Below are 13,629 nucleotides of genomic sequence, written 5' to 3'. Positions count from 1 at the left end.
CAATTAAGAATCACTTGCGATTTCAGCCAGGAGTAGGCAGAAGGGCTGGAATGTTCATCGCTTGAAACGGTCGCGGTTCGCGTGGAGGCGGATTCCATGGCTGACGCCATCATTCAACTTCTGGCCCTTGCCTGCACGGCCGCCGGCGCGCTCAGCGTGTACCTCGCGGCGCCGCGCCAGCAATGGGTGAGGGAGACCTGGCCGGCCTGGCCCGGCCGCCTCGTCGGGGGCATGGCGCTGCTGTCCGGCGGCCTGCTGTGGTCGATGGTCCAGCATCCGGTCACGGCGCTGTTCACCAGCCTGACCGTGGCGATGGCGCTGTTCACCGCCCTGCCCTTCGTCGCCGTCGCCTTGCCCGTCCTGTCGAAGAGGGCGTGAGCGATGACCGCCGCCACCCCGCGCGCCCGTCCGCCCATCCGCCCCGACTGGTGGAGCAAGAGCCTGGCCGGCACGCTGCTCGGCTTCACCCTGGCGATCGCCATCTCCGGCCTGTTCGCCTGGGCCGGTCCCGGCGGTCCCGGGGCGCTGAACAAGATCCAGTTCAACATGTGGATGGTGGCGCCGGTCTGGCTCGGCGTCGTCAGCTTCTGCTTCCTGTTCCGCAGCGGCCTGCGCGCCTGGCTCTGGCTGGGGGGAGCGAATCTGCTCGCCTACGCCGCGCTGCACGCCGCCCGCACCCTCGCCCAATGACCGCCCGCCCCCGACGGCCTGAATTCCGGAGAGCCCGCCCATGCGCGCCGACATTGTCCGCCTCTACCGGACGGTCCACAGCTGGACCGGCATCGTGACCGGGCTGATCCTGTTCATCGCCTTCTACGCCGGCGCCCTGACCATGTTCAAGGAACCGCTGGAGCGCTGGGTCACGCCGCCCTCCGCGGTGACGCCGCTGGCGCTGGAGCGGGCCGACGAGTTGATCGCCGCCACCCTGGCGCTCCGCCCCAACGCGGCGAAGGACTTCACGCTGGCGCTGGAGCACGGCGACGGCGGCGTGGCCGGGGAACAGCCGCTGCGCCTGATCTGGGAGGCGATGCGCTACGATCCGGCCCCCTGGTCGGCGACGCTCCAGCCCGACGGCACGGTCGGGATCGAGCAGCTCGATCCGTCGGGGGTCGGCATGCTGGTTGACATCGTTCACCGCACCGTCGGCATTCCCGGGGACCTCGACATCGGCACCATGGTGACCGGGGTGGCGAGCGCGCTCTACGTGGTGGCGCTGGTCTCCGGCGTCATCGTGCTGCTGCCCTCGCTGGTCAAGGATTTCCTCGTCCTGCGGGTCGGCCGCAACCTGAAGCGGATGTGGCTCGACGCGCACAACATCGTCGGCATCGTCAGCCTGCCCTTCCACATCGTCATCGCCCTGTCGGCGGTGGTGTTCGGGCTGCACGACCAGATCTACGACGCGCTCGACGAGGCGGTCTATGGCGGGCGGATGCGGGCGGTGATGATGGAGAGCAGCCCCTTCCGCGCGGTGAGGAAGGATCCGACGCCGGCCGCCATGCTGCCGCCGACCGAATTCCTGGCGCGCGCCAAGGCGCTCTCCCCGGATTTCACCCCGATCGCCCTGGAATACCACGACGCCAACACGCGCAGCGCCACGGTGCGCGTCTGGGGCCGCGACCCCCGCCATCTGGTGCGCCGCGAGGGCTTCGTGCTGATGAGCGCCACCCGTGGAACCATCATCGACACCGAATACATGCCCGGCCACCAGGGCTCCTGGTCGGCCATGGTGTCGGCCTTCTTCGCCCTGCATTTCGGCAGCTTCGGTGGCGGCGTGGTGCGCTGGACCTACTTCCTCCTCGGTCTGGCGGGCGCCTTCCTGTTCTATTCGGGCAACCTGTTGTGGATCGAATCGCGCCGCAGGACCGAGCGGCGGGCCGGCGGGCCGGTGACGCAGAGCCGCTCGACCGCCCTGCTCGCCGCCGGCACCGTCGGCGTCTGCCTGGGCTGCGTCGGCGGGCTGTCCCTGACCATCGCCGCCGGAAAATGGTTGAACGGCCTCGTGACCGACCTCAACGCCTGGCATTACGGCGTCTACTACGCGGTGTTCCTCGCCTCCTGCGCCTGGGCTTTCGCCCGCGGCGCCGCCCGGGCCGGAAGCGAGCTGCTGTGGATGGCCGCCGCCACGACCGCCGCCATTCCCCTCACCAGCCTGCTGGCCCTGGCCGTGCCCGGCCTGGGACTGTGGGCCTCCGCCGACCTGATCGCCGTCGATCTGGTCGCGCTGGCCGGCGCCGCCGGGTTCGCCGGTCTGGCGCGCGCCACCGGACGCCGCGTCCAGCAGGGGCCGCGCGACAGCGTCTGGTCGGGAATCGCCAGCCCTGTTGGCATGAAAGCAGCCGAATGACCAAAACCGACAATCCATAAAAATTATCTAATATAGATTGGTCGATACGGATGGCTGGGTTTGGCCGCCCCTGTGACTTCGACAGTGAAGATGCCTGTTCCACCGCTCTGATGAAGCATCCGTTTTTCGAGGAGCGGATTTTCAGCGCAATGGATTGCAAATTTATTTCGAAGCCGAACGTCATAATCCTTGCTGCGAAAATGGATATGAGATAACAAGCACTGCGGGAATATGCGATTGATTCGCATTTGCGTTATTAAGTGCATCAAACAGGGGTAAACGGACATGATCGACTGCACAGCGGGGGCGTGTGCAAAGGAAGAGGCGCGCGCGGAAACGGCGGGCGCCGGGCTTGGCAAGATTCTGATCGCGGCGGCGGTGGCGGGTCCCTTGGCCGGCCTCAGCCCGGCGGCGCTCGCCCAGGGCGATGCGTCGCAGGCCACCCAGACGCTGGGGCCGGTGACGGTGACGGCGAGCGGCACGGAGCAGAGCACGCTGACCGCGCCGGCCTTCACCACCGTCATCACGTCGGAGGACATCGAGAACAAGGGCCCGTCCAACGGCCTGCCCGACATCCTGCGCCAGACGGTCGGCATCAACGACAACGCCGACAATCTGGGCCGCGACGAGGTGGTGATCCGCGGCCTGGGCGCCAACTACACGCTGGTGCTGGTCGACGGCAAGCGCATCTCCTCGTCGGACGCCCTGTGGCGCGGCAGCGACTTCGACTACCACGCGGTCCCGCTGTCGGCGATCGAGCGGGTCGAGGTGGTGCGCGGCCCGATGTCGGCGCTCTACGGCTCGGACGCCATGGGCGGCGTGGTGAACATCATCACCAAGAAGCCGTCCGACAAATGGACCGGCAGCGTCGGCGCCGAATACCGTCTGGTCGATCCCGGCAAGGACGGCAACCAGTATCGCCTGAATCTGTACGGCGCCGGCCCGATCACCGAGAAGCTGTCGGCCTCGATCGCCGGCGAGCTGTACAACCGCCAGCCCTGGTACCACGGCTCCAAGAACAACGGCACCGTCCCGATCTACGAGAAGAAGAATCTCAAGGACATGCGGACCGCGCTGCGCTGGGAGGCGACCGAGAGCCAGATCCTGGACTTCTCCTACGCCTACAACCACGACGAACGCCCGTACAACATCTACGACGCCGTCCCGTCCTACAGCGACCAGGACGTCAAGCGGAACACCTTCGCCCTCAGCCACACCGGCAAATGGGGCTGGGGCACCACGATGCTGGAGGCGAACTACGAGAACGCCGACATCGACGACTACAACTCCAGCTACAACGCGCCCCGGCAACGGTCCCTGTCCGAGAAGAACCTGTTCCTGCACGGCCGCACCAACTTCGCGCTCGGCTTCAACAACCTGACGGCCGGCGCCGAGTACCGCAAGCAGACCATCGAGGATCCCGCCACCTACGTGGTGAGCGGAAAGTCGGAGATCACGCAGAAGGCGGCCTACCTCCAGGACGCCGTCAACCTGACCGACGCGCTGATCGTCACCGTCGGCGGCCGCTACGACCACCACGAGATCTTCGGCGGCCAGTTCACCGGCCGGACCAACGTCGTCTACCGCGTCACCGACAAGATGTCGCTGAAGGCCGGCGTCAGCCAGGGCTACAAGGCGCCGGACGCCTACCAGCTCAACCCGGAATACCGGGTCATCAGCTGCGGCGGCCGCTGCTTCCTCTCGGGCAACCCGAACCTGAAGCCGGAAGAGAGCACCAACTACGAGGTCGGCTTCGAGATCCGCGAGAAGACCTGGGACGTCAACGCCGTCGTCTTCAAGAACAAGGTCAAGGACATGATCGACCCGACCTATGATCCGGTCCTTGTCCAACGCAACTACACCAACATCAACAAGGTCGATCTCAGCGGTCTGGAGATCGCCGGCTCGTTCGACATCGTCTCCGGCCTGACTTTCAACGGCAACTACGCCTACCTGCACGCCAAGAACAAGATCACCGGCGGCACGCTGGAGAACCGTCCGGCGCACAAGGCCCACGGCACCCTGACTTGGCAGGCGCTCGACGAACTGAGCGTGGCGGCGTCGGCCCACTACACCGGCCCGCAGTTCGAAGGCGGCACGAACGTGACCAACAAGGTTCCGGGCTACACCACCTTCGACCTCGGCGTCACCGGCGACGTCAACGATGCCATCCGCCTCCAGGCCGGCGTCAAGAACATCACCAACGTCATCCTGACCGAGAAGACCCCGCGCTTCCAGACCCACGAGCTGGGGCGGAACTACTACGTCAGCGCCAACTATCGGTTCTGATCCGGCGGTTCCGATCCGGCACCGCCTCGCGGCCCCGTCCCGAACGTCCTGTTCCGGTTCCCCATCCTGGCCGGCGGCGGGATGGGGCCGCGTCCCTTTCCATACCCAACACCGAACGCGGCGGAGCTTGGCCGATGACGCTGTCGAACCTCTTCGTCGATTGCAGCCTGCTGCGGACCAACGTCCAGTTCCGCCGCCTGCTGGTCGCCCGCACGATCTCGCTGCTCGGGCTCGGGCTGCTGGCGGTGGCGGTGCCGGTCCAGGTCTACGGGATGACCGGCTCCAGCGCCGCGGTCGGGCTGGCCGTGGCCTGCGACGGCGTCGGCATGTTCATCGGCCTGCTGCTGGGCGGCGTGCTCGCCGACCGGCACGACCGCCGCCGCCTGATCCTGATCGCGCGCAGCGTCTGCGGCCTGGGATTCGTCGGGCTGGCGGTCAACAGCTTTCTGCCGTCGCCGTCGCTGGCGGCGGTCTACGCCCTGTCCTTCTGGGACGGCTTCTTCGGCGCGCTCGGCGTCAACGCCCTGATGGCGGCGATGCCGCACATCGTCGGGCGGGCGAACCTGATGCAGGCCCGCGCGCTCGGCATGCTGACCATGCGCTTCGCGACCATCGTCTCGCCGGCGCTGGGCGGGCTGGTCATCGCCTCGGCCGGGGTCGGCTGGGCCTATGTCGGCACCGCCGTCGGCACCGGCCTGACCGTGCTGACCCTGCTGGGACTGCCGCGCATGATGCCCGACGCCGGGGAGATCCGGCACCCGCTGCGCATGCTGGCCGACGCCTTCGGCTTCCTGTTCGGCCACCCGGTCGTGCTGGGGGTGGTCGGGCTCGGCAGCCTGATGACTCTCACCACCGCCATCCGCGTGCTGTTCCCGGCGCTGGCGCAGGACGTCTATGGCGGCGGCGCCTTCGCGGTCGGGCTGCTCTATTCGGCGGTGCCGGTCGGGGCGACGCTGGGGGCGGCGCTCAGCGGCTGGGCGACGCGCGTGGCGCGGCCCGGCCTGACCATGAGCCTCGTGTGCATGGGCGCCTTCGCCTGCGTGACGGCGCTGGGGGCCGGCGGCAGCCTGTTCGTCGCGCTGCCGGCGCTGGTGCTGTTCGGCTACGCGGTCTCGATCGCCTCGCTGCTGCAATACACCATCGTGCAGGGCCACACGCCCGACCATTTCCTCGGCCGCGTCAACAGCCTGTGGACCGCGCAGGACGTCTTCGGCGACAGCGCAGGAACGCTCGGCCTCGGCCTGCTGGCGACGCTGCTGTCGCCGGCCGGGGGCATCCTGCTGTTCGGCCTGTCGGCGCTGGCGCTCTGCGGGCTGATGACCGCCCTGCTCCCCGCCGTGCGGCGGGCGCCCCTGACCGACCCGGCGCTGACCGACCCGGCGCTGGCCAACCCGGCGCTGGCCGGGGCGCAGGGCGACTGAACCGAACCACCTCACCATTCCACGGAACCGCATCATGAAGCCCGCGCTGCCGACCATCCTGTGCCTGTCCCTGGGCCTGCTGGTCCTGCCGGCCGCCGCCGTTCCGGCGGCGGCGCAGATGCGGGTGAAGGTCGCGGCGGTGGTCGCCGCCCCGCTGCGCCAGACGCTGCAACTGCCGGGCAACCTCGTGGCGCCGCGCAGCAGCGCGCTGACCCCGCAGGTCGAGGGCCACGTCGCCGAGCTGCTGGTCGAGGCCGGCGACCGGGTCGAGGCCGGGCAGCCGCTGCTGCGGCTCGACGACACGGTGGCGCGGCTGGAGCTGGAACGGCTCCAGCACGCCCTGCGCGAGGCCGAGCATCTCCACCGCGACGCCCGGCGCCTCGCCCGCGAGGCGGAGACGCTGGCCGGGGCCCAGAGCGTTTCACGCTCGAAGTCGCAGACCCAGACGGCGCAGGCCGCCATCGAGGAGGCGCGCGTCAGCCAGCTGCGCGCCGCCGTCGCCATCCAGGGCGAACGGTTGCGGCACCACACCTTGGCCGCCCCCTTCGCCGGCGCCGTCACCGGCCGCCAGGCCGAGCGCGGCCAATGGGTCGGCACCGGCGGCGCCGTGCTGCGGTTGACCGGTACCGACCCGCTGCGCGTCGACGTCGCGGTGCCGGAACGCCATTTCGGCCGCATCGCCGCCGGCACCCCCGTCACCGTCCTCGCCGCCGAAGGCAGCGGCGGGAACCGGGACGGAGCCGGGGGCATCGCGGCCAGCGTCGAGCGGATCGTCCCCGCCGCCGATCCGGTCAGCCGCAGCTTCCTGGTCCATATCGGCCTGCCCAACCCGACGGGCGCCTTGATGCCGGGCATGTCGGCCCGCGTGGTCTTCGCGCTCGACCACGGCCGCGACGACGCGGCCTTGCAGGTCCCCGCCGACGCGGTGGTTCGCAAGGCCGACGGCGGCGCCCGCGTCTGGGTGGTGCGATCGGGCGGCGACGGCGCCCCGGCCACCGCCCGGCCGGTCGAGGTGCGCACCGGCCGCCATGCCGGCGGCTGGGTCGAGATCGCCGCCCCCGACGGCGGCGATTTCCTGCGTCCCGACGATCTGGTCGTCGTGCAGGGCAACGAGGGGCTGCGCCCCGGCCAGCCGGTCGTGCCTGAGACGCTGGGCTGAGGGGAAAGACGCATGGTCCGCCTCGTCCTCGCCCATCCCCTGACCGTCCTGATCGGCATCCTGATCCTGTGCCTGCTGGGCGTGGTGTCGGTGCTGCGCCTGCCGGTGCAGATGATCCCCGACGTCAGCCCGCGCGTGGTCAGCGTCGAGACCAGCTGGGCCGGCGCCACGCCGCAGGACGTCGAGCAGGAGATCCTGGTCGAGCAGGAGAAATACCTGCGCGCCATCCCCGGCCTGCGCCGCCTGTCCTCCAGCGCCGAGTTCGGCAGCGGCAGCGTCGAACTGGAGTTCCCGCCGGGCGTCGACGTCAACGAGGCGATGATCCACATCGACAACGCGCTGTCGCAGGTGACCGATTACCCGGAGACGGTCGACCGCCCGCGCATCCTCGCCCAGTCGGCCTCCGACGACCCCTTTCTCTATTACGGCGTCGAACGGCTGCCGGGCACCGCCGACGCCGGCCCGATCCAGCGCGAGACCAACTGGGTCGAGAACGTCCTGCGTCCCCGGCTGGAGCGGCTGCCCGGCGTGGCGGCGGCGGAGGTGATCGGCGGCGCGGCGCAGGAGATCCATGTCCGGCTCGACCCGCTGAAGCTGGCGGCGCGGCGGCTCAACGTCACCCTGGTGCGCGACGCCATCCGCCAGCGCAACCGCGACGTCTCCGGCGGCGACAAGGAGTTCGGCAAGCGCCGCTACTTCCTGCGCACCATCGGCCGCTTCGCCGATCTCGACGCGCTGAACGAGCTGATCGTCGCGCGCGAGGGCGACGCCTACATCCGGCTGCGCGACATCGGCGAGGCGGCGATGGCGACGCAGGAACCGCGCAGCCTCGCCTTCGCCGACGGCAGGCCGACCCTGCTGATCGGCATCGGCAAGCAGGCCGGCGCCAACGTGATCGCCGTGCGCGACGCGGTGCGCGACGCCGTGGAGGATCTGAACCGCCACGCCCTGAAGGAACGCGGCCTGACCATGCGGCTGCTGTCCGAGGATGTGCGCTACATGGAGCAGGCGATCCGCAACGTCGTCGAGAATCTGGTTCTCGGCGGCGGGCTGGCGGCGCTGGTGCTGCTGCTGTTCCTGCGCTCGCTGCCGGCGACCGTGATCGCCGCCGCCGGGATGCCGGTCTGCGTGCTGGCGACGCTGCTGGTGCTGGCGGCGTCGGGGCGCAGCATCAACGTCATCTCGCTGTCCGGCATCGCGCTCGCCATCGGCATGACGCTCGACAACAGCATCGTGGCGCTCGACAACATCAGCCGCCATCTGGAGCAGGGCAAGGCGCGCGCCGCCGCGACGCTCGACGGCGTCCGCGAGGTGTGGCCGGCGATCCTGTCCTCCACGCTCGCCACCGTCATGGTGTTCCTGCCGGTGCTGTTCCTCCAGCTGGAGGCGGGACAGCTCTATTCCGACATCGCCGTCGCCATCTCCGGCGCCATCGTCGTGTCGATGCTGGTGTCCGTCACCATCGTGCCGATGGCGGCCGCCCGCTGGTCGATCGCGCCGACGCTGCCGGGCAGCGGCGGGCTCGGCCGTTTCGGCGCCGGCTTCACCGCGGCGACGGCGGCCGGCGTGCGCTGGATCCTGCGCGGCGTCTGGCGGGAGCTGGCGCTGCTCGGCCTGACCGTCGCGGCGGTGGCGGGCGTCCTCCTGCACATGGTGCCGCCGGCCGAGTATCTGCCGGAAGGCGAGGAGGCGACGGTCTTCAGCTTCATGTCGGCGCCGCCCGGCTACAACATGGACACGATGCTCGGGATCTGGGAGCGGATCGACCCGGCCTTGAGCAGACAGGTCGGTGTTCATCCGGGGGCCGATCCGGCGGGCGGCACCGCCGGCGGCGTCCCGCCGCTGGCCGTCAATCTCAGCTTCATCCGCCCCGGCTTCCTGCGCTTCGTCTCCGAACCGGCATCCGCCGCCGACAGCCAGGCGCTGATCGGGTCGATCACCGGCCAGCTCCGCTCGATCCCCGGCATGCGGGGCTTCGCGGCGCGCGGCTCGATCTTTTCCGGCAACGCCGGCGGCTCGCGGGCGATCCGGCTGGAGCTGAGCGGCGGCGACGTCAGGACGCTCTACGCCACCGCGCTGACGGTGCTGGACCGCGCCGGCGCGCTGTTCGCCGGCGGGCAGGTCAACAGCGACCCGTCGCCGCCGACGCTCGCCATGTCCCAGCCCTTCCTGGAGCTGCACCCCGACTGGGAGCGCGCCAGCGACCTCGGCATCGGCCTGACCGAGCTGGGCTACACGCTGCGCGCCTATTCGGACGGCGCCTTCGCCGACGAATACATGCTGAACGACGAGAAGCTCGACATTTACCTGCGGGTCTCCGGCGAGGCCGGGCGCGACCGTTCCGATTTCGAGAATCTGGTGCTGCACACCGGACGTGGCGCGCCGGTGCCGCTGTCCAGCCTCGCCGAGCTGCGGGAGACCGTCGGGTCGTCGAGCATCGCGCGCATCGACGGGCTGCGCACCGTCACCCTGACGCTGATGCCGCCGCCCGCCGTCGCGCTGGAGACCGGAATCGCCCAGGTGCGCGACGAACTGGTCGCCAGGCTGCGCGCCGAGGGGGTGATCCCCGACGGCATCGTCACCCGCATCAGCGGGGCCGGCGGCTCGCTCGACGAGATCCGCTCCGCCATGACCGGCGGCTTCCTGCTGGCGGCGGCCATCGCCTATCTGGTGCTGGTCGCGGTCTTCGCCCATTGGGGCTACCCGCTGATCATCATGGCGGTGGTGCCGACCGGCATCGGCGGCGGGCTGGTGGGGCTGTGGCTCTACAACGCCGCCGCCGCGCCGTGGGGCCTGCCGTCGCAGCCCTTCGACGTGCTGACCATGCTGGGCTTCCTGGTGCTGGTCGGCACGGTGGTCAACAACCCGATCCTGATCGTCGAGCGCGCCGCGGAGAACCGCAACGCCAAGGGCATGGCCATCGCCGAGGCGGTGGAGGAGGCGCTGCGCACCCGCCTGCGCCCGATCATGATCTCCACCGTCACCGCCATCTTCGGGCTGATTCCGCTGGTGCTGATTCCCAGCGCCGGCACCGAGCTGTACCGGGGAATCGGGCTGGTGGTGCTGTTCGGGCTGCTGTTCTCCAGCCTCGTGACCATCAGCGTGCTGCCGGTCACGCTGTCGCTGGTCTTCCGCGCCGCCGAACGGCTGCGCGCCCTCGCCGGCCACGCCACGCGCCGGACGCGCCCTCAGGCCGGCACGCCCTAGACAGTCGGAAGGCCGCCACCGGACCGGGTGAGGCCCGGACCCGGAAAGCGAGATCCTCCCGATGAAACGTCCCATTGCGAGTCATCCATTATTCACTTGCGCGCAATAGGGGTTTTTCCTATTATGATAATAAGAATCATTTGCATATATACGCGTTCCTCCAAGATTGCGCCGCCGGCCACGCCGGGCGGTTTTCCGCGCGCCCATCCAGTTCCGACAGCGGCGCGCTTCCCAGACCCACGTTGACATCGGCCCGTCCCACGCTTGCGGACGGCCAGTGGAGGTTCGGTGCCCATGGACGTTATTCATCTGCCCGCCGGGGAAGTGCCGCCCGGCGGCGACCGCCGCGACCCGGACTTCGCCTTCGCGTCGAGGGGACGGGTCTTGAAGGCGTACGGCGTCGACGAACGGCTGCCCGTCGCCCTCGACGACCGCTCCTACGCCGACGGCTCGTGGGACGCGGCGCTGGAGCGCGCCTTCCGCAAGCGCAGGGCCCAGGGGATCGACAACCCGATCCTGGTCGGCGCCGTGCCCTTCGACGGCCGCCTGCCGGCGCAGCTTTTCATCCCCCGCCGCCACGCGTTCGTCGACGCCGCCCGCCTGGTGCCCGACGCCGCCAACGACGCCCCGCCCGACATCGCCACGGTCGCCGAGACGATCGACCGCGCCGCTTACGAAGCCTCGGTCGCCCGCGCGCTCGCCCTGATCGGCTCGACCGATCTGCGCAAGGTCGTTCTGTCGCGGCCGCTCGACATCGAGGCGCGCCAGCCCTTCGCGCCGCGCCGCCTGATGCACGCGCTGCTCCGGCAGAATCCCGGCGCCTACGTCTTCTCGGTTCCCGTCGCCTACGGGCAGACGCTGATCGGCGCCAGCCCGGAGCTGCTGATCCGCAAGACCGGCCGCGGCATCGTCAGCAACCCGCTGGCCGGCTCCGCCCCGCGCAGCCCGTCGGCGGAGGAGGAGAAGCGGCGCATCCAGGCGCTGCTCGGCTCGGCCAAGGACCAGATCGAGCACCGCTATGTCGTCGACGGCGTGCGCGCGGCGCTGGCCGGCCACTGCACCGCCCTGACCGTGCCGCCGGAGCCGAGCGTGATCCGCACGCCGACCATGCTGCACCTGTCCACCGAGCTGAGCGGCGAACTGGCCGACCCGATGGTGTCGCCGCTGCGCCTCGCCCACGCGCTGCACCCGACCCCGGCGATCTGCGGCACGCCGACCGATCTGGCCCAGCAGGCGATCGGGTTGCTCGAAGGCTATTCCCGCAACTGGTACGGCGGCATGGTCGGCTGGATGGACAGCGCCGGCAACGGCGAATGGGTGCTCGCCATCCGCTGCGGCGTGGTCAGCGGGCGGCATCTGCGGCTCTACGCCGGCGCCGGGGTCGTCGCCGACTCGACCCCCTCGGCCGAATGGGCGGAAACCGCCGCGAAGCTCGCCACCATGCTGAACCTGTTCGGGGTGAACGCGTCCGCCAAGGCCGGCAATTCGGTGGAGCTGGCGTCGTGAGCGTTCCCTACACCCCCTGGCCGCAAGAGACGGCCGCCCTCTACCGCGCGAAGGGCTATTGGCGGGACGAGCCGCTGACCAGCGTGATCTCGCGCCACACCGGCGAGGCCGCGCTGGCCCCGGCCATCCTGTGCGGCGAACGGCGCTTCCGCTACGCCGACGTCGAGCGCCTGTCCGACCGGCTGGCCTGCGCGTTCCAGGCGCGCGGGCTGCGGCCCGGCGACACGGCGCTGGTCCAGCTGCCGAACCGCGCGGAATTCCACCTCGTCTTCTTCGCGCTGCTGAAATGCGGCGCCGTGCCGGTCAACGCGCTGAACAACCACGGCGCCTTCGAGCTGCTGGCCTACGCCCGCCAGATCGAGCCGCGCGTCGCCGTGTTGGCGCGCAGCCACCCGCTGGTCGCCGAGGATCCGGCCGGGGAACGGCCCGGCTCGCTGCTGGCGGCGCTGGGCGAAAGCGTCGGACCGGGACGGGTGCTGCTGCTCGACGGGGCGGAGCGGACGCCGGAGGAATGCCTGGGCGGCTTCGCCTGGGCCGACGGCGCGCCGCTGGCGGCAACGGAGGGCGCCACCCCGAATCCCGCCATCGACCCGACCGGGCTGGCCTTCTTCCAGCTCTCGGGCGGCAGCACCGGGACGCCGAAGCTGATCCCGCGCACCCACAACGACTATCTCTACAGCGTCCGCCAGAGCGTCGAGGTCTGCGGCCTGGACTCCTCCTGCCGCTTCCTCTGCGCCCTGCCGGCGCCGCACAACTTCACCCTCAGTTCGCCCGGCGCGCTCGGCGTCTTCCTGGCCGGCGGCGCGGTGGTGATGGCGGGCGATCCCGGCCCGGCGACCTGCTTCGCGCTGATCGAGGCCCACCGCGTCACCTGGGCGGCGCTGGTGCCGCCGGTGCTGTCGCTCTGGCTGGAGGAGGCCGGCCGCACGGACCGCGACCTGTCGAGCCTGGAGGTCGTCCAGGTCGGCGGCGCCAAGCTGAGCGCCGCGGTGGCGGAGCGGGTGCCGGAGCGGCTCGGCTGCCGCTTGCAGCAGGTCTTCGGCATGGCCGAGGGGCTGGTCAACTACACGCGGCTCGACGACGACGACTGGACCATCGTCAACACCCAGGGCCGGCCGATGAGCGCCGACGACGAGGTCCGCGTCCTCGACCCCGCCGGCCATCCGGTCGCCCCCGGCGAGGCGGGGGAGCTGTGGACGCGCGGCCCCTACACCTTCCGGGGCTACTACAAGGCCGAGCTGCACAACGCCCGCGTCTTCGACGCCGACGGCTTCTATTGCAGCGGCGATCTGGTCAGCCGGACCCCCGACGGCAACCTGATCGTCTGCGGCCGCAGCAAGGACCAGATCAACCGCGGCGGCGAGAAGATCGACGCGCAGGAGGTCGAGGACGTGCTGGCCGGCCACCCGGCGGTGCGCCACGCGGCGGTGGTCGCCATGCCGGATCCGTTGATGGGCGAGCGCTCCTGCGCCTTCCTGCTCGCGCCGTCCGACACCCGGCCGTCGGAGTTGCGGCGCTTCCTGCGCGAGCGCGGGCTGGCCGACTACAAGCTGCCCGACCGCTTCGTCTTCGTCGCCGAGCTGCCCAAGACGGCGGTCGGCAAGATCGACAAGCAGAGTCTGCGCGACCGGCTGAAGCAGGACGCCGCCCAGACGATCGCCGAACAAACCTCCGTCCCCGCCTGAACGGCCGGTCTCCACGGG

At 70.4% G+C, this 13,629-nt stretch carries 9 protein-coding genes; all 9 read left to right on the top strand.

Annotation, left to right across the window (positions count from 1 at the left end):
• The first annotated feature begins 96 nt into the window (after positions 1–96).
• Positions 97–378 carry a hypothetical protein gene (locus tag J2847_RS05345; protein WP_209777707.1) on the top strand — a complete coding sequence of 94 codons (282 nt, stop codon included), beginning with the start codon at positions 97–99 and terminating at the stop codon, positions 376–378.
• Between the two features lie 3 nt (positions 379–381).
• Positions 382–690, top strand: a complete 309-nt coding sequence (locus J2847_RS05340; protein WP_209777706.1) for a hypothetical protein — start codon at positions 382–384, stop codon at positions 688–690.
• A 40-nt stretch (positions 691–730) separates the two neighbouring features.
• The gene (locus J2847_RS05335; protein ID WP_209777704.1) at positions 731–2,344 is read left to right on the top strand and encodes a PepSY-associated TM helix domain-containing protein; all 1,614 of its coding nucleotides are present in this window, start codon (positions 731–733) and stop codon (positions 2,342–2,344) included.
• A 285-nt stretch (positions 2,345–2,629) separates the two neighbouring features.
• Complete coding sequence (locus J2847_RS05330) at positions 2,630–4,633, top strand: TonB-dependent receptor domain-containing protein (RefSeq protein ID WP_233474301.1); 2,004 nt, start codon at positions 2,630–2,632, stop codon at positions 4,631–4,633.
• A 134-nt stretch (positions 4,634–4,767) separates the two neighbouring features.
• Positions 4,768–6,054 carry an enterobactin transporter EntS gene (gene entS / locus J2847_RS05325; RefSeq protein WP_209777702.1) on the top strand — a complete coding sequence of 429 codons (1,287 nt, stop codon included), beginning with the start codon at positions 4,768–4,770 and terminating at the stop codon, positions 6,052–6,054.
• Positions 6,055–6,088: 34 nt separating this feature from the next.
• Positions 6,089–7,213 (top strand): efflux RND transporter periplasmic adaptor subunit, encoded by a 1,125-nt coding sequence (locus tag J2847_RS05320; RefSeq protein ID WP_209777701.1) that lies wholly within the window; start codon positions 6,089–6,091, stop codon positions 7,211–7,213.
• A 12-nt stretch (positions 7,214–7,225) separates the two neighbouring features.
• Positions 7,226–10,420, top strand: coding sequence for an efflux RND transporter permease subunit (locus J2847_RS05315; RefSeq protein ID WP_209777699.1), 3,195 nt, complete (start codon positions 7,226–7,228; stop codon positions 10,418–10,420).
• 294 nt (positions 10,421–10,714) lie between these two features.
• On the top strand, positions 10,715–11,926 hold the full coding sequence (locus J2847_RS05310) for an isochorismate synthase (RefSeq protein ID WP_209777698.1): 1,212 nt from the start codon (positions 10,715–10,717) through the stop codon (positions 11,924–11,926).
• On the top strand, positions 11,923–13,611 hold the full coding sequence (locus J2847_RS05305) for a (2,3-dihydroxybenzoyl)adenylate synthase (RefSeq protein ID WP_209777696.1): 1,689 nt from the start codon (positions 11,923–11,925) through the stop codon (positions 13,609–13,611). The genes J2847_RS05310 and J2847_RS05305 overlap by 4 nt, the downstream gene beginning before the upstream one ends.
• The last annotated feature ends 18 nt before the right edge of the window (positions 13,612–13,629 follow it).

The organism is Azospirillum agricola (genome assembly GCF_017876095.1).
Taxonomy (GTDB): domain Bacteria; phylum Pseudomonadota; class Alphaproteobacteria; order Azospirillales; family Azospirillaceae; genus Azospirillum; species Azospirillum agricola.
Note: the sequence above shows the minus strand (reverse complement) of the source record. Positions and strands in the feature narration are given on the sequence as shown.

Excerpts from the sequence above, each read along its gene's own strand:
- J2847_RS05345 (WP_209777707.1), top strand. The coding sequence starts at position 97 with ATGGCTGACGCCATCATTCAACTTCTGGCCCTTGCCTGCACGGCCGCC.
- J2847_RS05340 (WP_209777706.1), top strand. The coding sequence starts at position 382 with ATGACCGCCGCCACCCCGCGCGCCCGTCCGCCCATCCGCCCCGACTGG.
- J2847_RS05335 (WP_209777704.1), top strand. The coding sequence starts at position 731 with ATGCGCGCCGACATTGTCCGCCTCTACCGGACGGTCCACAGCTGGACC.
- J2847_RS05330 (WP_233474301.1), top strand. The coding sequence starts at position 2,630 with ATGATCGACTGCACAGCGGGGGCGTGTGCAAAGGAAGAGGCGCGCGCG.
- entS (WP_209777702.1), top strand. The coding sequence starts at position 4,768 with ATGACGCTGTCGAACCTCTTCGTCGATTGCAGCCTGCTGCGGACCAAC.
- J2847_RS05320 (WP_209777701.1), top strand. The coding sequence starts at position 6,089 with ATGAAGCCCGCGCTGCCGACCATCCTGTGCCTGTCCCTGGGCCTGCTG.
- J2847_RS05315 (WP_209777699.1), top strand. The coding sequence starts at position 7,226 with ATGGTCCGCCTCGTCCTCGCCCATCCCCTGACCGTCCTGATCGGCATC.
- J2847_RS05310 (WP_209777698.1), top strand. The coding sequence starts at position 10,715 with ATGGACGTTATTCATCTGCCCGCCGGGGAAGTGCCGCCCGGCGGCGAC.